This window comes from Candidatus Chloroploca sp. Khr17, assembly GCF_004138165.1.
Lineage (GTDB): Bacteria > Chloroflexota > Chloroflexia > Chloroflexales > Chloroflexaceae > Chloroploca.
The window spans coordinates 26,361-44,945 of record NZ_RYFF01000005.1 but is presented as its reverse complement, the minus strand read 5'-3'; the positions used below and the strand labels follow the sequence as shown (position 1 = coordinate 44,945).

The window sequence follows — 18,585 nt, the reverse complement described above, 5'->3', positions numbered from 1 at the left end:
TAAAGGTATGAGCACAACGCCACTGGATCTGATTGGCAATACGCCGCTCTTGCGTTTGACTCGCCTGACAACGGGGCTTGCCCCGGGGGTCGAGGTCTACGGCAAGGCCGAGTGGTACAACCTCGGGGGGTCGGTGAAAGACCGGCCCGCCTTATGGATGGTGCGTGACGGCGAGCGGCGCGGTGCGTTGCGCCCAGGCATGCGCATTGCCGATGCCACCAGTGGCAACACCGGCATTGCCTATGCGACACTGGGGGCGGCGCTGGGCTATGGTGTCACGCTCGCGCTGCCGGCTAACGCCAGCCCTGAACGCATCCGTACGCTGCGCGCCCTCGGGGCTGAACTGATCCTGACCGACGCGAGCGAAGGCATGGATCTGGCAATCACGACGATTCGGGAACTGGTTGCCGGGCAACCCGAGCGGTTTTTTTATCCAGACCAATACAGTAACCCGGCCAATCCACAGGCCCACTACAAGACGACGGCCCCCGAAATCTGGGCGCAGACAGGTGGCCGAATCACCCACTTTGTGGCCGCGTTGGGCACCAGTGGCACCTTTATGGGCAGCAGTCGCCGCCTGCGCGAGCTCAACCCGCAGATCCAGATGCTTGCGGTGCAGCCCGATAGCCCCTATCATGCCCTCGAGGGCGTCAAGCATATGGCCTCGACCCGTCTGGTGCCAGCCATTTACAACCCCAACGCGCCTGATGCAGTGATCGAAGTCCGCAGCGAAGAGGCCTTTGCCATCGCACGCCGCCTGGCGCGCCGCGAAGGCCTGCTGGTAGGCATCTCGGCGGCGGCAAACGTAGCCGCTGCCTTGCGAGTAGCACGTGAACTAGAGCGTGGCGTGGTGGTCACTATTCTCTGCGATAGCGCCAACCGGTATCTCAGCGAGCGTTTCTGGGAAGATAGCGATCTGATCGAAGGGGCAGGCATCTAATGATCCGTGTAGCCTCTGAGGCGGCAACCACTATTGCCCGCCACGCCGAAGCAACGTACCCTGATGAGTGTGTCGGCCTGCTGCTCGGCCACGTCGACGGTGAAGATAAAGTCGTCAGCGAAGCCTTTCCGGTCGAGAACCGCTGGGCAGGTCAGATGAGCCTGGCCGAGACCGACGATCCAACCTCGCGACGGGATCGGTTCTATCTCGATCCGCGCGATTACATGCGCGCCGACCGCGCCGCGCAGGCTCGTGCGCTCGACATCGTTGGGTGTTACCATTCGCATCCCGATCATCCACCAACACCCTCGGAACGCGACCGGGTCGGGGCCCAGGCGATTGCCGGCCCGGGCTTTGCTTTTGCCATTCAAGCCGTAGAAGACGGCAACGCCACCAGGCTTGCCTCGTGGTGCCTGCTTGATGGCGGCGAGGCCTTCGTCGAGGAGCCTCTTGTCCTTGAAGAGCAGCGGTAGGGGTTTTTAGGAGTACTGTTTACACTTACTAGTGTGTGAAGTAAGTTTTGTGGTAGCGCCGCCGATCACGAATGCTGATAACGAAGAAACGAATATGGGCTGCTCCATGCGCTCTTCGTTTCTTCGTGGCCCCCATTCGTGGACCCCATTCGTGGACGGCTGAGGACGCCAGAAAACTTCGTTGACAGATCACTTACGTTTAGGCTAGCGAAAATGGCCAGCACAAATAAGGAAAAAATCATGGCGATTACGATTACGATTCCAACGGCCCTGCGCCAGTATGCAGGGAATAACGCGACGGTGGCCCTTGAAGCAGATACGGTGGGTGCGCTCCTGCACGGCCTGGTGGAACAGTATCCCACCCTTGGCAAGCATATCTTTGATGGGGGCAAGCTCCGCAGCTTTGTGAATGTCTATGTCGGCGACGAGGATATTCGCTACCTGCAGGGCGAAGCGACCCCGCTGAAGGATGGCGAGACGGTTTCGATTATTCCTGCGATCGCCGGAGGGATGTGACATGGCACCACCAGTCTTGTCGAATGAAGAGATCCGGCGTTACAGTCGCCATTTGATTATGCCCGAGGTGGGGATGGCGGGCCAGCGCCGCCTGAAGCAGGGGAGTGTCTTGCTCATCGGTACCGGTGGCCTCGGCTCACCCCTGGCGCTCTATCTCGCCGCAGCGGGCGTCGGGCATATCGGGCTGGTTGACTTCGATGTCGTTGACGAGAGCAACCTGCAACGCCAGATTGTCCACGGCACTTCGACGGTTGGCCTTGCCAAGACCGAGTCGGCGCGACGGCGGCTCCACGATCTGAACCCTCTGGTTGAAGTGACAACCTACGAGACCCCGATCACCTCGGCGAACGCACTTGACCTGATGCGGCCTTACGATATAATTATTGACGGTACCGACAATTTTCCAACGCGTTATCTGACCAACGATGCTGCGGTGATGCTCGGCAAGCCGAATGTCTATGGTAGCATTTTCCGTTTTGAGGGGCAAGTCACGGTCTTTTCGCCCAAAGATGGCGGGCCGTGCTATCGCTGCCTCTATCCCGAACCGCCGCCTCCCGGCCTGGTACCGTCCTGTGCGGAAGGCGGAGTCCTCGGTGTTTTGCCTGGGGTTATCGGCACGCTGCAGGCAACCGAGGCGATCAAGTTGCTCACCGGCATTGGTGAGCCGCTGATCGGTCGTTTGCTGCTCTATGATGCCCTTGAGATGCGTTTTCGTGAGTTGAAGCTGCGCCGCAATGTCAATTGTCCCGTCTGTGGTGACCACCCGACCGTCACCGAGTTGATTGACTATGAACAATTTTGCGGCATTGTCCCTGAGGTACAGACCTTGAGTAGCCAGTATGAGATTACCCCGGTCGAGTTAGCGGCGTTGCTTGAGACACCCGAGCGACCGTTCCTGCTCGATGTACGCAATTCGTATGAAGTTGAGATCGCCAGCATCGAAGGAACCGATCTGCTTATTCCGGTCGATCAGCTTCCTGAACAGATCAATAAGCTCGACAGTTCAGTCGAGATCGTTGTCTACTGCCGCAGCGGTGCCCGCAGTGGTCAGGCCGTCGAGATGCTCAAAGCCGCCGGGTTCCGCAAGGTCAAAAACCTGGTCGGCGGAGTCCTCCGCTGGAGCGACGAGGTCGATCCGACCATGGCGAAGTATTAGGTAGCACCTTCTTTGGGGGCAGTTCCGTACGGACTGCCCCCTCTGCATTGCCCACGAGAGGATCTTCGCATGACCCTGGAAGACGCCATCACCGAACTGAGTCAGCGCATCACGACGATCTGCCCCGAGGCAGTGCTGCGCATTGCCCGTGCATCCGAAGAAGAAGCAAGCATCCGGGTCTATGCCCCCGCAGGCGTCGAGACGGCGATCAAAGCGGCGACCCACGAATACACGATCGACCTACTGACCAGCGAAGGCCTCGACGTACAAGTGCTCGTCTACGACATCGCCACGTCGCTTCCGCCCACCGAAGCGTGATAGTGGCTGCCCAACGCCGTGCCTTCAGCTGCGCCGCTGGCAACATTGATAGATGGCGCCGCGCGCTGGCACGCCACGCGCTTGAAGAACGCACCAGGTTCCTGGACGCGCCAGCGGCGTCAGGTGCTTGCTCCTAATTTGTCTTTAGAACGAGTAATATCTGCTTACTCTGTCAAGAGATTAACGAGTATTCTAATAAAGAACGTCCTGATTTTTACCTAGTGCGCGATGCGTCGGCTCTGGAACACCCAAACAGCGAGACCGATCAGCACAGCTCCCATCGCTTTGCTAAGCAGTGAGGCCGCCTGCGACCGCGAGGTGAGCCACTGGCCAAAGTGACCGCTTGTCACGGCGATCGGAATCTCGATCGCGAGCATAATCACCGCAAGCACGATCCCGAGGATGATGATCTGCGCCCAGATCGGACCGCGTATTGGGTCGGCGAACTGGGGCAGGAATGTGAGGGAGAAGAGGATGGCCTTAGGATTCATTAGGTTGTTGATCAAGCCCTCACGAAAGAGCCTTATGCCCGATTTACCAACTCCGGCATCTGAGACCGACAGCGGCGATTCCTTCGCAAAAAGCAACTTTACGCCGAGGTAGAGGAGGTAGAGTGCGCCACCGATGCGAACAACCTCGTAAGCCGGCTGCCACGCGACGACAATAGCTGTGAGGCCGAAGGCAGCAAGCACCGCATGGGTAAAAGCACCAGTTGTGCATCCGAGTGCCGAGAACACACCGCCACGCTTGCCCGAGGAGAGTGCATTGGCCGTGATGAAGACCATATCCGGCCCTGGGATGAGCACGAGGACGAGCACGATCGGGATAAATGCGACAAGTGTCTGGATATCGATGAGCAACGGATCCCTCCTAATTATGCCTGACTCATAGATTGTCGGCTAATTCAACTTATACGAACTACGAAATTCCACGTTGCACTCACGTTGAGCTGTTGCAGACCGCATCAGGCGGATTGCGCGTCGCTGCTCATGCGGCGAGATGCTCGGTCTTCTGCACCAATGAGAGCAGGAATTCGGGGGCAAAGTCCACACCGTTGGGTCATTCAATCCCTTTATGGCGTTTCCACTTCAATGGCTAAACGCAGCCCAATGCTATGTAATAGCGTTTTCAAGCTGGATAGTTGCGGATTTCCAGCAGGCGATAGCATTCGGTAAAGATTTTCTCGGTTCAATGAAGCGTCTTGCGCCACCCGTGAAAAACCATGCGCCTCAGTAATGTCGCGTAAAGCTAACAGAAAAACTTCCTGGTCATTTTCTTCAAGCGCTGCATTCAGATAAGCAGCCGCTTCTTCGGGGTCTGCCAGGGTTGCTTTCAGTCCAGTTTCATAGTTTGCAGTTATTGGGTTCATCTTATCCTCCGCAAATAGTCATCCCAGTACGTTTGGGCTAATTCAATGTCTCTAGATTGTGTTTTCTTGTCGCCCCCATACAACAAAATGACAACCGTATTGTCTTTGCGCCCAAGATAAACACGATAACCTGGCCCATGTGGGATTCGTAACTCGCTTACGCCACGTCCCACGCTTTTGCAATCGCCGAAATTCCCCAATCGAATTCGATTCAGCCGGACACGAATCTTTGCTCTGGCTTGCCGGTCTCTGAACCCTTGCAACCAATCCCGAGCCTGAATGACCAAGATTGGCCGACAGTACCCTGCCGCTGAGCCACTTGGGTCGGGAAAGTTCGCCCACCAAACATCTCCGCGCTGCATTACCATTCTTCCTTTGGTAATAGCAGCCCTTGCGCGGCAATATATCCCGGGTCAGGTGGTGATAGCATACCAGAAGTTTGCGGATCACGGCCAATGTGAGACAACACGCAGATAGCGACAGGGAATGATACCCCGCCCAACGCCGGTAGTTAGCCCCGCCGCTGCGGCACCTATAGGTCAAAGTGAGCGGTGGCACAAGAACCGGTTTGAAAAAAACGCCAGGTTTGGGGCCGCACAGCGGCGTCGGCTCCAGTGCGATGTTGGGCCGGGGGTTGCAGGGAAGATAAAAATACCGCATTGGAAAGCGGCATTTCTATCTCTAGAGGATAGTGTTAGTCTTCGTGTGATCCAATTTCCATCACCGCGCCAGCAAGCATGCACGGTATGGCTTGTTGCACCTGTGGCATAAATGGCTGAAGGGTGGTAAGACGGTTATCACGCGCAACGAGCACGATGATACCGTAGCGAATGCTCCTCAGATCTTGTTGGTAACGTAAATTCTGATCCGATGTTAGAAACACATCCACAGAGTCATTCATCAGGCGCAAAAGTTCCCCATTTTTCTTACTCGACCATCCGCGCTCTTGAACTGTCGTTACCTCGTGTCCAGCGAGGCTTTCTTTTAGCTTTCGCGGCAGACATTCGTCAAGCAGCACGCGCATCATTCATCTCCAGGACAAGTGCTTCGACCCGAGCGAGAATCGTATCGACTTGCTCGCGGCTGACCGACGGGAAATCATCCAAAAAATCCGTAATCGTATCGCCTGCCCGGACATAATCGAGCAGATTTTTGACTGGTACCCGCGTACCGGCAAAGACCGGGGTTCCACTCAAAATATCTGGGGATCGTACGATAAGGATCGCCATCTTCGGTGTCATCATGCACCTCCTCTGTCGTGCCCTCTAGCAAACAGTGCTGAGGAAAGTATAGCATAGATGGAAAAACAATAACGAAAGACGGACCGCCGGAACGGCGTTACGGTAGGTATCCCTGTCAGTAATGATACGCTTCGTCTTTCAGATTATTCTTTACACTGCCTATCTTGCTACACATCGAGCACCAGGCGAATTCCTTCTTCAACTTGGGTCAAGGTTGGAGTAGTTGTTAGGCCGCTAAGGAACTCCTCCAGGCAACATTTTGCTCCACAGAAGCTTGTGGTAGCGCCGCAGCGTAGGGCTCGCGGCGTCCGGATCCTTTCCCACAGGCGTATCGCTACGAAAGTCGAACGCGATGTTGATTGCGTGTCTCATGTCCTCCACTTTTGCGGCCCAACGAACTACGGATTCATGTGGCGCGAAGCCGCCACATCATCCTTGTTCGTTAGGTTTCACCGTCTGCACGCTAATGATGCGGAGGTGATCGCCCTGATCGGTATGGTCAACACACAAGAGCCGACCCACGTCCGATGTGCCGAGGATGATCCAACGATCCTTGGTTATTGTACATTGGTCTTGGCATACATGAATTGATCGAGCACGCGCCCGTGTTTGACCACGCTTGCACGGAGCGTGCCCTCAAGCCGATAGCCTGCCTTTTCCAGCAGTCGAGCTGAAGCTGGGTTGGATGTGTATGGCTCCGCATAGATGCGATTCAGCTTGAACTGCGCAAATCCATAGTCAGTGATGGCCGCAACCGCAGACGTCATAATCCCTTTGCCCCAGAAGGGCTCTGCCAGCCAATACCCAAGTTCCGCTGTGAATCGGTGAACATCGCTGCCGATCATCAGGCCAATGCTCCCGATGGCCTCCTCGTCACGCGCAATCGCGAAGATGGTACGTGGCGATCGAGCGGTTACATTGCGCAAGAAGGCTTCGGCATCAGACGTTGTATACGGATGCGGAAATCCATCGCGAAGGTTCGCCGCAACGTTGGGGTTGTTGGCATATCTAGCCAGTGCCTCAGCATCATCCAACGCCCAATCGCGAATCGTGTAGTGGCCGATGGCAATTCTCATGGTCAACTCACAGAGCGGATATCGGTACCTCGTTTGCGGGGAATGGGCGTGATCGTGGCCGCCGACCGGTTAGCTGTCAGCCGCCGGTGATCACGAACACTCGATGCGAAACCAGGCGCATGCTCCGGTCGGCTAGGCGGGGTGTTGGGCGGCGGCCTACGCAAAAACGCGTGCGTCGTCCGGATCGAGGCCGAGCCCAGGGATCCGCTGCATGCCACGTTGCGCTCACGTTACGCTGTTGCAGACCGCATCAGGCGGCTTGCGCGTCGGCGCTCATGCGGCAGGTTTGATGCAAAGTCCCAGTAAGGTTAGGAAGGAGGTGCCTGATTTATATACGCTGGCTACTCTTTATGATAATTCTTTCAGGGGGTTTTTAATATGCAACTGATTGTTGACGATGAGACTATCGTGCATGTCTTCTGAGTAGAGAATTGTTGCTCCACTCTCCAGAGCGCTGGCGACAATGGTACTATCCCAAAAAGACAGGCTATACGTGGTGCGTAGACGTGATGCATTGAGGAGGAGGTCTTCTGTAAACGTGTATACCTGATATTTACGGTACATGGTACGAACAAGGCGCTGTATCACATCTTCTGTCGCGTCATATTTGCGCAGAAGGTTGTTTGTTATTTCGTTAATGACCTGTGTACTAAGAGAGATCATTCGCTCACGACGAATAAGCGCTCGCGCGCGTTGTGTTTTTGTCTTCTCTTGTGCGTCAACGAATGCATATATCCAGATGTTTGTGTCAATAAAGACGTTCGGGGGGTTATTTGACTCGGTCATATATCTCGTCTCGTGTAAGCGGTATTGCGTTATTCGCGTTCAGCGGATGTTGCATCAGATATTCGATCATGTCAATATCATCTTCTGCTTCATCAGTGATAATAATGACGCGTACACGGCCATGAATGCGGCCACGATATTCTAATGGTACGGTAATCGCATCCTTATCTATCATTGTTTCAAATTCAATCTGACTCATGAGGCATCTCCTTCATTGGTTCCGCCAAATGGAACAAGTGTAGTATCCTCCCCAAAACCGCTGGATCAGGCCGCCGGTTGCACCGCGACACCTGCCCGCTGGGCCAGTCGCTCGGCGAAGGTCGGCGTGGTTGCAGGCGTGACGATCCGGTCGCGGAGATAGTGAAAGAACCCCACGCCGAGTTTCGCCGACGTGGCCGCCAGGGTTTGGAAGGTATCCCAGGCCCGCGCCCCCGTTCGCGATTGGGGGCCGAAACTCACATCCCGTTTGCGCACCCGGCGACGAGCCGCCAGTTCCATGGCGTTATTATGCAACGGAATATCGGGATGTTTCAGCACCGCCAACAACTGTGCGCGTTTATCGGCGGTTTTGCTGATGCGGTCATCCAAGGCCGCATACCCGGTCACATCTTCGACCAAGGCGTCGAAGGCGTCCTCCAACCGCGCCCGTTCCGCCGCCGTTGGGGCCTGTTGGTAGGCCAGCAGGTCGCGATAGAATGCCCAATAGCGATCACCAAATGCCTTTAGGCTCGCCTGATGCTGCGGCACCCGCGGGGCAAGCTTGGCATAATGCCGCCAATCATGCACCCAACACAGCGCGTGTGTGTCGGTGAGGTGGTCATAGACCGCCGCATCATCACTGAGTAACCAACCCAGCACGGGTACCTGCGTTTGGGCATGATAGGCAGCCACCGCCAGGGCATCCCCCACCTGCTGCTGCTGCTGCGCGTTCAGCGTGATCCCCGCCGTGGTCAGGTGCTGCTGGAGCTCCGCTGCCGTCATGTCCATCGCGTGGGGCAGCGCCTCCCGGAGCCGCCGGAACAGGGTGCGGGGCAGACTGCTCGCCTGCAGCCATGCCAGCGCTTCGTCGTTCAGGCGATAGCGAAGTTCCTGGCCCCAGAGCACGGCCAACACATCCTGACGCGTGCCGCCGGGACGGGTGTGGTAACTGGTAAACAGCGCATTGCCCACGACATGGCAGACCTCGTTCTGCCCATCCACGCGGGTGGAGGTCTGATCGGTGGCGACCCACGAGCCGGTGGCGAGGCCCGTCTGATGGATGGCCGCTGCTTCGTCGGCCCAGAAGCCATCCGGATCCAGCAGCATCCGCGCCACCGTGCCGGTGCCAATCGTCAGGCCCACATCCCGCAGGAAGGTCAGCAACGCGGGTTGACTCACGTTCGCGCCATGTCCAAGGGCCGGCACCAGTGCATGAATGGTGGGGCAGAACCCGCCCCGGTAGCCCGGTGGCAACGGGGCGGTGATGGTCGTGTTCGTGCTGGGGACATACCAGACCTCACGCACGAAGCGGACAACCTCCACGTTGATCCGCAACCGCTGCACGATGGCATCCGTCACGCCATGCCGCACCGCATCCGGCGGAAGGGTCGCGGGGTCAACCACGCAGCGCTCCTCGTGGGTGACGATCAGGGTGGCGTTCTTCTTGGGTTTGCCCCGGGGCGTGCGCGTGCGGCGCTCGGCCTCCGAGGAATGATCGTCAGGCGGGGCCGGGGGTGGCGTGGGTGGTTTGATGTCCGGCTTCCCCGACCGCCCCGTCAGCCGTGCCACCTCGTCACGCAGCTGCTGGCTTTCAACGCGCAGCGCCGCGTTCTCAGCCGCGAGCGTCTCAATGACGTTCAGCAACTGGATCACGATCTGGCGTGTGGCCAGATCAGGAATGGTGGTGGGGTTGAGGTCAGGAATCTGCATATGCAGGGAGTGTACCAGATGTTGGCTCCGCTGTCACCCTCTGGCTAGCGGTTTTGGAGAGGATACATTCATCTGATGCATGCAATGAACTGCGGACGCCTAACAACCAAGCTCACCGGCGGCAATGGAGCGCAGCCGGAATTGCCGTCCGATTGCAGCGCCTTGTTATGTGTAAATCGCATCTAACCTGCCGTTTGCCTAACTTTTGCAGTCGTGAAACCAAGTAGCTACTCCCTCCATTCTTCTGCGGCTAATGGCAACTCGTTGAGTTCAGCTCTGGCTTCCCGCCATGTTGGGAAATGATCGGTGAGTAACGAAATAAAACGGTCGCTGTGAGTTGGCTCTATCAAGTGGAGCATCTCATGGACAACAACGTATTCGATCAGATCCCTGGGTTTCTTCACGAGTTCGGTGTTTAACCTTATATGCCCAGCCTTGTGATTGCAACTTCCCCATTTGGTTTTCATCCGCTGGAGGAAATAGGCTGTTACCTGCACACCGAGCTTCGGTTCCCACTTGCTAATCAGGGTAGGAACAAACTCATGCAATAGGCCCTTATGCCATTCGTGGATAATCGACGCTCGTTTAGCATGGTCACTGCCTGGCCGCACACTCAGCGTGATCCGTTTATGGTCGACTGTTACGGAGGGTTTGGTGTCGCGTTCAATCACGGTCAGCAGATGTCGACGACCCCAGAGATAATGGCTTTCGCGTTCGATGAATTCCCGTGGTGTTTCTCGAGCCTGATTGCGCAGCTTTTCCTGCTGCTCACGTATCCAACTGAGTCTTGTAATGGCATAGGCTCGGGCCACCTCAAGGCGCGTTTCTATTGGGGCGGATAGCGTGACACGGCCCTCTGGCGGGTGGACGGAAAGGTGAACGTTTTTAATGTCCTTCCTCGTCACCGCAATTGAAATATCACCTATGTGAATAAACTCGGCCATCAGTACCCCGGCATGTTTTTAATGAGTTCAAACAAGGCCGTTGTTATGTTTCGGTCCTTATTCAAGAGCGGGAAGAGCGCATTGAGGACTTGTTTCTCTCGTGCGTCGTCACCCCGCCAGCCTGCCGGCGCTTTTTCACGCATGGCACGATCGATTTCAAGGGTCAGGGAAAGCCTTGTATTCCCATATTCAGCCCGCGGCTCTCTTACTTCGTTGGGGGCTACACCACCGGCAAGGATCGAGGGCAGATTGTTATAGATCACTATCGCTTCACGTTTGCCAACCAATTCAGCAGGAATTCCCTCATCAGCTTGCCCCTTAGCCATCTGTTTAACCAACGCCTCAGCTTTGCGGAGAAACTCTTCATAGGATTCCGTGTCATCGCGTTTTTGCTTGATGAGGTCATCAAGCAGCTTCGACATTTCTTTGTAGAACCTGGGATCGGTCAACTGATCGCGAATAATCGTCTTTCGAACGTTGTTGATGATGCCCTCGGCAACAGCATTCTTTGAGAGTTTTCCCTTCTCGTTGAGCTTCTTCGCGATGGCGTCATGGATGCCGGTCTCGATGATCAACTCAACCAGCGAATAGTTATCCACCGCTCCCAGAGGGGCAGCAGGGTCGGCCTGGATATAGGTGTTGATGAGGTGGCGCATGTCCTCCTCATAAGGCTTGATGTCAAGCTCTTCCCCGGAGTGCTTCTTGATCGCGGCGCGAATCTCACTGAAGAATTCAAACTCACTGTTCAGCGAGGTGATCTCGGCAGCGGAGTATCCTGCTTCGTCGAGATCCTGAGAAATGGCGGCAAATGCCCGAACAAATGTGGCCACCGATTTGTAGAACGAAATACGCAGAGCCTCAGTGTCATTCAGCGCGTTTGGATCATTGGCGTCGCCACAGAAGTATTGCAGATATTGCTCTACCTCACGCGGCGCAGGAATCGGCTCACAGAGATATTTCAAGGCTTCGCGGGCAGCGTCGAGCTTCGCTTTTCCCTCTTTCAACCAATCCTTGAGATGGATGTTGTTGCTCCCACCGCTGCCTTCGTCAATGTCCAACTCGTCCGAGCTGTAAACCGCAATGGCCTGCTGCACGTCCCCAAAAAGCTCCTTGAAATCGACAATATGTCCATAATCCTTATCGTCTCCATCGAGACGGTTGGTGCGACAAATGGCCTGAAAGAGGTTGTGGTCGTGCAGTTCGTTGTCGAGATAAATATAGGAGCATGAGGGGGCGTCGAAACCGGTCAGCAGCTTGCTGACCACGATCAGCAATTTGCAGTTGGCAGGCTCTTCAATAAAGCGCCGCTTGGTTTCATCCTCATACTGCTTGGTCGTCTGGCCGTTCTTCAATACATGCTGGGTGTAGGTGTCGAACTTGTAGCGCTCATCGCTGTTGGCAGGCTCTCTTGAAATCGCGTTGTGGTTCGGTTCGTAAGAGGTGATGATGCCGCAGTACTGCCCAAACGAAGTGTTTTGAAAAAGCCGGAAATAGTGACAGGCGTCATAAATGGAAGCTGCCACCAAGATCGCCGTGCCACGGTCATTGTTCAGGCGTGGTTTGAGGCCGAAATCTTCGATGATGTTGGCAATGATGCGCTGTTTGCGCTCGCCCGCGCTCATCAATTCTTCCATGGTTGCCCAGCGTTTGCGCAGAACCGCCTTCTGGAAATTGTTCAAGTTTCTGGTTTTCTGCTCAAACCAGGCATCGATGGCTTTCTGTGAGGTCAGGCGCTGCGGCACATCGCGGGCTTCGTACTTGAGATCGAGAACCACCTTGTCGGCTACGGCCTGATGGAATTTGTAGGTGTGGATATAGGTACCGAACACCTCACGGGTGGTCTTTCTGTCTTTGCGCAGCAGCGGGGTACCGGTAAAGCCGATGAAGATGGCGTCTTGCATCCACCGCTTCATCTGTTTGTTCATATCGCCACCCTGGGTCCGGTGGCATTCATCGACAAAGATGTAAAAACGCCCATGAATCGGCGGCGGGTCACTCTTAAGGTCAAGATCGAACTTGTGGATCAACGCACAGAGCAGGCGCGGAGTGGTAGCGCCGAGCTTCTCGACAAACTGCGACCTTGAGGTAATGCGCGGCGACGGTGCCTCCTCGTCGATCACCCCGGCGTTGCGCATCACGCCCACAATTTGCTTGTCCAACTCGTCGCGGTCGGTGATGACCAGGATTCGCGCATCGGGATCGTGTTCCATCAACCATTTGGCGATCAGCACCATGAGGATGCTCTTGCCGCTGCCCTGGGTGTGCCAGATGACGCCACCCTCGCGCTGCCGGACCCGTTCCTGGGCAGCCTTAACGCCGAAATACTGGTGGGGTCTGGGCACCTTCTTCTGGCCTGCGTCGTAAATGATGAAGTTACGGATCAGATCCAGCAGTCGCTCTTTGCCGCACATCTGAGCCAGAGGCTTATCGAGCAAGGTGCCTGGCTCCATTGCACTGCCGCCTTCTTCATCTTTCCACTGGACAAAGAACTGTTCGGGGGTGCCGGTAGTGCCGTAACGCAACCCCTGAGAATCGCTGCCCGCAAAGACGAGCTGCACCGTGCTGAAGAAGCCGATATTAAAGATTTCTTCCTGGTTCGTGATCAACTGGCGAACGCCATCGGCCACTTCCACCGAGCTGCGTTTGAGTTCAATCACGCCGATGGCGATACCGTTGATGTACAAAACCAGATCGGGACGTCGTTCATAGCCGCCCTTCAAGGTGACTTCCTCGGCCAGGGCAAAATCGTTTTCCTCCGGATGCTCCCAGTCGATCAGGTGCACATCCTCGTGCGCCTGCCCCGGTGCCAGCAGTACCTTCACCGGGTAGCGCAACAGGTTGTAGGTACGCATGTTGGCCTGGTAGAGCGTGACGCCAGTGGTGTCGGCGGCGGTTTCCAGCTTTTGCAGGGCGGCGGAGATGTGGGCATCTGAATAGCCGCGCTTCTTGAGGTTCGCCCTGAGATAGTCCGCTTCGATGGGTCGATTGGCTGTTCCATTGTTTGGGCGCTTGCTCCAATCACCCAGATGGTGATAGCCAAGACAGTCCGACCGGCATGTGTCGGTAAACACGGCAATCACGCGATTCTGGGTCAGCCGCTCGGGGCGAGGTTTATTAGACATGAGACCCTCCTGGCGTCACGAGACGGGTCTTGCCGGTCAGCAGTTCCTGCATCATCGCTTGTTTGATGTCTTTGGTTTTGTTGCGGCGCTGTTCAAGGGCGGCGAGTTCGGCGTCCATATCTGAGAGGACGGTGGCGATGGCAGATTGCTCTTCAACAGTTACTGGGGCTAGGAATTCAAAATTCACAAAATCCTTCTGATAGAGATGTGAAATTGTTGAACCCGCTTGGAGCTTATTGAGAAAGTCGACAAATATCTGAGACCGAAGTATATAAAAGAAATACTTCGGTACGTATGATCCATTTTTAGGTCGTATAACAAAGACACCGCTATTCAATGTTGCTGGATAGGGCAGTTTATCGACAAATGCAGCTTTGCCAATCGTCCCGTCCTTAGTCAATAAAACATCATTGATTTGAAGCTTAATATATTTGTCTTGGTCGTATCGTACTTTTTCAACAAAATGACAACCATCCCAATCTATCTTTCCATCAAAGAAATCTGTTCCGGTTACCAAAGCGTATTGTCCAGACTCGAGATACTCGGCTGTTGTTAATCCCTGCCAACCAATTCTCGCTTTTAGCGTTGAGTCCTGCGCCATGTTCAGAGGTTTCCACTCGCCCTCAAATCCCGGCAGGCGGGTCTTGCCGGTGAGGAGTTTCTGCATGGCGGCCTGTTTGAGGTCGCGCTTCTTGGCGATCAGCCGGTCGAGGCCATCCAGTAGGGCATCGGCATCGCTTAAGGCGGTAGCGATGGCGTCGATCTCATCGTCAGTCGAAGGAACAGGTATCTGGAAAGACTTGAGGCTCTTGTTGGTGATCTGGTTAATGGTCGCGCCCAGGTGTTCGTCGATCTGGCGCTTCATGATGTGCGACCGGAATAGATAGTTGACGTATCGGCCGTGGTCGCTCCGAAATACCGCCATGAATGCACCGAAAGCCATTCCTATTGTGCGCTCATCCAAAAGTGCCGTCTTGCCGATCAGTATGCGGCTGCCATTCCGTACGCAGATCAGGACGTCATCGGGTCGCACCATGATCCGTTCTGGAATCTCCATATCGACAAAGACATTGTCCTCGAACGCAAGCGCGTCGTTCTGGATGTTTGAGGAACGTAGGACAAGGGTACCGTACGACCGCACATCCGATGGCGCATAGGTCAGACCATTAACGACCAACCCTATCTCTTCGAGCTTTGCGGTTGTCCAATCGCTTGGAAGAGGACCAAGATCGGTTTCCTTGTATCCCGGCTTTAGTTCCATACCGCCCCCATTCGCTTGAGGTGTTCATCGACGCGGGCAGACAAGTCCGTCACTTCGTCCACCAATTTCGGTAGCGGCGTGTCGTACCGTTCGGCAAGCTGACGAATGCGGGTGGTGAGGGTCTGTGAGACGCGATCCAACTCGCCCTGCACGGCCATGGCCAGCGTGGCCAACCATTTGTCATCCACCACCAGGGTTTTGATCTCGTCCACGCTGAGCTTGGGGTACTTAGCGTCGATCTTCTTGTCCAGGTCTTCTTGTGCGGCTTTGCGCTTAGTTTTGGCGTCGGACTGCTGTTCCATCAAGTCGGCATAGGCCACAAGCGCTTCGCACTCGTCAGCGAAATTCGGGTCTTTGCCGACTTCCTTCAGTCGCGCCTTCACGGCCTTCGCCGTGATCTTCTGCTTGTCACCTTCGCCCTCGATCACCTCGGAGAGCAACCCGTCCTCGCCATTGTTCTCTTCCCGCATCTCGTCGAGTTGCTGCTCAAGCATGGCGAGTTGGTTATCCAGCGCGTCGATGGCATCACGCTCGGCAACGAAGTACTTGGCGACCAGGATCGGCGCGGGAACAAGATCAGACTTAAAGCGCCGCTTACCTTTCAGGTAGTCGTGTGGCTCAGGCCAGACGAGTTTGTTGTCCTTGTTCTTGACCTGAATGATCTCGCGGGGCTGCGCTCCCTTCACCCACCCGTCAGCGGCAATCAGGTAGCAATCGTCCTGCATGGCTTCAGCCCAATAGTCCATGAGGTGCTGGTAGATGTCATAGGCGTCGAGCAGCGGGGCCTTACGGAAATTTGCCAGCAAGTCCTCGGCAATGGTCTCAATCAGCGCTTTGGGGTGTCCTTCTTTGTTAAAGCCTTTCAGGGCTGGCGTGTTGAGGGTGCGCCACTGATCAAAGCTCTTGGTCACACTCGTCTTGAATGCCGTAAATTCGCTGTGACTCAGAATGGCTTGTTTTAATTGAGAATGGAGAATTGAGAGTTGAGAATAGCCGGGGCGTAACGGTTGGAAAATGCTCTGACGAACATTGGGAAGAATCTTCCAGTAATCGCTGAGGGCCTCAATATCCCAGTCGGGAATCCCCCCGCGCAGATGACCGTCGATGTCCTGAATGTCCTCCGGTTCGGTGCTGTCAATGTAGCGCGGCAGGTTAAGGTTGTAATCGTTTTTGGAGCCGGAAATCTCGTCAAAGGGCACCATGCGGGCATAGCGGGGCGTATTGGTCTGCTTGTTAAAAGTGTCGACAATTTTATGGATATCCTGCTCCCGCAAACGGTTCTTGTTGCCGTCCTTAATAAAACCCTTGGAGGCGTCGATCATGAATACACCCTTGCGACCCGGGGCATTTTCCTTGTCGAGCACAAGAATGCAGGCAGGGATGCCGGTGCCGTAAAACAGGTTGGCAGGCAGCCCGATAATGCCCTTCAGATACCCCGAGCGAACAAGCCGCTTACGGATGGCCGCCTCAGCATTGCCACGAAACAGCACCCCGTGCGGCAGGATGCAGGCCGCCTTGCCTGCGCTTTTCATCGAGCGAATGATGTGCAACAGGTAGGCATAGTCGCCTTGTTTAGCGGGCGGTTCACCCCATTCAAAGCGCTGGTATGGATCAGTCGTGGGCGTGAGTCCGGTGCTCCAGGTTTTGTCCGAAAACGGCGGATTGGCGACAACGAAGTCGTAGGTCCGCAAGCTCTCGCCATCCTTGAACTTGGGAGAGGCGAGCGTGTTGCCATTGAGGATGTTGGCCGTCGGGAAGTCATGCAGGATCATGTTCATGCGGGCAAGACCGGCGGTGGTTACATCCTTTTCCTGCCCCTCGAGGGTGATGTGTTTGCCTGCCTCGGCAGCCACCTTCAAGAGCAACGATCCCGATCCACATGTCGGGTCATAAGCCGTGGTGGAAGCGACGGCATTCCGCGGTGAAATACCGATGACCTTCGCGATGATGCGGCTGACCTCGGAAGGCGTATAGAATTGACCTTTGCTTTTGCCGCTTTCAGTTGCGAAGTGGCGCATCAGATATTCATAGGCATCGCCCAGAATATCGTCGTGATCGGCGCGGTTTTTTGAGAAATCCAGCTCAGGCTTTTGAAAGATGCTCACCAGATTGGTGAGTCTATCCACCATCGCCTTGCCCTCACCGAGTTTGTTTGGATCGTTAAAGTCGGGGAAATCGCTGCGAGCCAGGCGGGAATTGTTGTCGATCAACGGCTGAATGATCTGGGTGTTGATCTTGTCACCGATGTCGCTCTTGCCCTTGAGCTTGACCATATCCTTGAAGCTGGCCCCTGGCGGTATGGTGACCGGTGGCGCAAAATCATCGGTATCAGCGTACTTGTCTGAGATGTACTTGATGAACAGCATGAACAGGACATAGTCCTTGTACTGGCTGGCATCCATCCCGCCACGCAATTCGTCGCAACTCGCCCAAAGCGATGAGTAAAGCTCAGATTTCTTGATCGCCATATTACCTCAATATCTTTTCAATATTTTTATGCTCAAAAGCTAACTTCCCTGCTCAGCTTTCATGAATTCGTGCAGGGTTAAAACACATAACATGAAGTAGACGGCGATTCTGCGGCCTAGATCAGCCTTAGCCGTGCGATATCGCGATGATTCCACCTCAATCTCAATCGGCCCTGTATGGTGCGACGCCGCACGGTTGCCGCCTATCCACGCTTCTGGTCGGTGATGGTGCTTATGTGCCGTCTATCCACCGCTAAGCCACCCCATGCGGCTCGCTACAAGCTCGACTCTGGGATGAGTTATGCCTTTCCAGGCCAACCCTCAGCTTTCTGGCGATTTGATCGTGTGGTTGCGCTGGTACTTTTCATAAATGATGCGCAATATCCCTCGGCCACATACCGATCAGGGTTGGGCGGCACGGACGGTTAGGGTTGGGCAGTTTTATGGGCTTCCGCATAGATACGGAGGGCGGCATGCATACGTTGCTCGTAGTCCTCACCCTGCGCTTTGAACCAGGCCAACACATCAGGGTCAACCTGCACGGTCACCGCAATCAGATGCCGTGGCATCTGTACTTTGGCCCGTTTGAAAAACGCTTCCGTGAGCGGCGGAATGTCCGATGTGTCGATCTCCGCATCGGTCATCGCGTCGATGCGCGCCCAATCAGTTTCCGAAGGCTTGTTCATAGGTTTGTCGCTCATGGCTCAAGGCCTTTCGCAGCGAGATGATCCGAATTGTCGCTTCATCTGGTTCAATGTAGACGACCACCACAATCCGTGATCGCAACTGACCGATTCCGATCCAGCGATCTTCACCGTAATCGAACCGATCATCCAGATCGATGAGCATGGGTGCTGCAAAGATTTCCCAAGCATCGGCGAAACTAAAGCCGTGCTTGCGCATGTTGCTTTGGTTCTTCTGCTCATCCCATGCAAACTTCATAGACGCAGTATAGCCGGGGACACCGCGAAAGGCAAGCACACCAACTGGGGAGATGCAGCAAGCAA

At 55.3% G+C, this 18,585-nt stretch carries 20 protein-coding genes; 5 read left to right on the top strand and 15 right to left on the bottom strand.

The window, feature by feature from the left end; translation table 11 throughout:
• Positions 1-7 precede the first annotated feature (7 nt).
• From EKD05_RS04570 to EKD05_RS04550, 5 genes are all read left to right on the top strand, one after another.
• Entirely contained in the window at positions 8-940 is a 933-nt protein-coding gene (locus EKD05_RS04570; protein ID WP_129671259.1) for a PLP-dependent cysteine synthase family protein, read from the top strand.
• Positions 940-1,413 (top strand): M67 family metallopeptidase, encoded by a 474-nt coding sequence (locus tag EKD05_RS04565; protein WP_129671258.1) that lies wholly within the window; start codon positions 940-942, stop codon positions 1,411-1,413. The genes EKD05_RS04570 and EKD05_RS04565 overlap by 1 nt, the downstream gene beginning before the upstream one ends.
• 240 nt (positions 1,414-1,653) lie before the next feature.
• Entirely contained in the window at positions 1,654-1,929 is a 276-nt protein-coding gene (locus EKD05_RS04560; RefSeq protein ID WP_129671257.1) for a MoaD/ThiS family protein, read from the top strand.
• Between the two features lies 1 nt (position 1,930).
• Positions 1,931-3,085, top strand: coding sequence for a molybdopterin-synthase adenylyltransferase MoeB (moeB, locus tag EKD05_RS04555; RefSeq protein WP_129671256.1), 1,155 nt, complete (start codon positions 1,931-1,933; stop codon positions 3,083-3,085).
• A gap of 69 nt (positions 3,086-3,154) precedes the next feature.
• Entirely contained in the window at positions 3,155-3,403 is a 249-nt protein-coding gene (locus EKD05_RS04550) for a hypothetical protein (RefSeq protein ID WP_129671255.1), read from the top strand.
• Positions 3,404-3,621: 218 nt separating this feature from the next.
• On the opposite strand, the gene EKD05_RS04545 is transcribed toward EKD05_RS04550, so the two are convergent.
• The 15 genes from EKD05_RS04545 to EKD05_RS27120 form a co-directional block, all read right to left on the bottom strand.
• On the bottom strand, positions 3,622-4,263 hold the full coding sequence (locus tag EKD05_RS04545; protein ID WP_129671254.1) for a LysE family translocator: 642 nt from the start codon (positions 4,261-4,263) through the stop codon (positions 3,622-3,624).
• Between the two features lie 212 nt (positions 4,264-4,475).
• Positions 4,476-4,772, bottom strand: coding sequence for an addiction module antidote protein (locus EKD05_RS04540; protein WP_129671253.1), 297 nt, complete (start codon positions 4,770-4,772; stop codon positions 4,476-4,478).
• Positions 4,769-5,134 (bottom strand): type II toxin-antitoxin system RelE/ParE family toxin, encoded by a 366-nt coding sequence (locus EKD05_RS04535; protein WP_129671252.1) that lies wholly within the window; start codon positions 5,132-5,134, stop codon positions 4,769-4,771. The genes EKD05_RS04540 and EKD05_RS04535 overlap by 4 nt, the downstream gene beginning before the upstream one ends.
• 332 nt (positions 5,135-5,466) lie before the next feature.
• On the bottom strand, positions 5,467-5,799 hold the full coding sequence (locus EKD05_RS04530; RefSeq protein ID WP_240695635.1) for a DUF5615 family PIN-like protein: 333 nt from the start codon (positions 5,797-5,799) through the stop codon (positions 5,467-5,469).
• Complete coding sequence (locus EKD05_RS04525; RefSeq protein ID WP_205703861.1) at positions 5,780-6,016, bottom strand: DUF433 domain-containing protein; 237 nt, start codon at positions 6,014-6,016, stop codon at positions 5,780-5,782. Before EKD05_RS04525 ends, EKD05_RS04530 begins: the two co-directional genes overlap by 20 nt.
• A gap of 554 nt (positions 6,017-6,570) precedes the next feature.
• On the bottom strand, positions 6,571-7,089 hold the full coding sequence (locus EKD05_RS04515; RefSeq protein ID WP_129671251.1) for a GNAT family N-acetyltransferase: 519 nt from the start codon (positions 7,087-7,089) through the stop codon (positions 6,571-6,573).
• A 348-nt stretch (positions 7,090-7,437) separates the two neighbouring features.
• On the bottom strand, positions 7,438-7,875 hold the full coding sequence (locus EKD05_RS04510) for a PIN domain-containing protein (RefSeq protein WP_129671250.1): 438 nt from the start codon (positions 7,873-7,875) through the stop codon (positions 7,438-7,440).
• Positions 7,859-8,074 (bottom strand): hypothetical protein, encoded by a 216-nt coding sequence (locus EKD05_RS04505; RefSeq protein WP_129671249.1) that lies wholly within the window; start codon positions 8,072-8,074, stop codon positions 7,859-7,861. The genes EKD05_RS04510 and EKD05_RS04505 overlap by 17 nt, the downstream gene beginning before the upstream one ends.
• 65 nt (positions 8,075-8,139) lie before the next feature.
• Entirely contained in the window at positions 8,140-9,783 is a 1,644-nt protein-coding gene (locus EKD05_RS04500; protein ID WP_129671248.1) for a transposase, read from the bottom strand.
• Positions 9,784-10,010: 227 nt separating this feature from the next.
• The gene (locus EKD05_RS04495) at positions 10,011-10,727 is read right to left on the bottom strand and encodes a M48 family metallopeptidase (protein WP_129671247.1); all 717 of its coding nucleotides are present in this window, start codon (positions 10,725-10,727) and stop codon (positions 10,011-10,013) included.
• Positions 10,727-13,849: a type I restriction endonuclease subunit R gene (locus tag EKD05_RS04490; protein WP_129671246.1), complete on the bottom strand. Its 3,123-nt coding sequence runs from the start codon at positions 13,847-13,849 to the stop codon at positions 10,727-10,729. Before EKD05_RS04490 ends, EKD05_RS04495 begins: the two co-directional genes overlap by 1 nt.
• Entirely contained in the window at positions 13,842-15,110 is a 1,269-nt protein-coding gene (locus EKD05_RS04485; protein ID WP_129671245.1) for a restriction endonuclease subunit S, read from the bottom strand. Before EKD05_RS04485 ends, EKD05_RS04490 begins: the two co-directional genes overlap by 8 nt.
• The gene (locus EKD05_RS04480) at positions 15,101-17,578 is read right to left on the bottom strand and encodes a class I SAM-dependent DNA methyltransferase (RefSeq protein WP_129671244.1); all 2,478 of its coding nucleotides are present in this window, start codon (positions 17,576-17,578) and stop codon (positions 15,101-15,103) included. Before EKD05_RS04480 ends, EKD05_RS04485 begins: the two co-directional genes overlap by 10 nt.
• A gap of 425 nt (positions 17,579-18,003) precedes the next feature.
• Complete coding sequence (locus EKD05_RS04475; RefSeq protein WP_129671243.1) at positions 18,004-18,279, bottom strand: BrnA antitoxin family protein; 276 nt, start codon at positions 18,277-18,279, stop codon at positions 18,004-18,006.
• The gene (locus tag EKD05_RS27120; RefSeq protein WP_129671386.1) at positions 18,242-18,520 is read right to left on the bottom strand and encodes a BrnT family toxin; all 279 of its coding nucleotides are present in this window, start codon (positions 18,518-18,520) and stop codon (positions 18,242-18,244) included. The genes EKD05_RS04475 and EKD05_RS27120 overlap by 38 nt, the downstream gene beginning before the upstream one ends.
• Between the last annotated feature and the right edge of the window lie 65 nt (positions 18,521-18,585).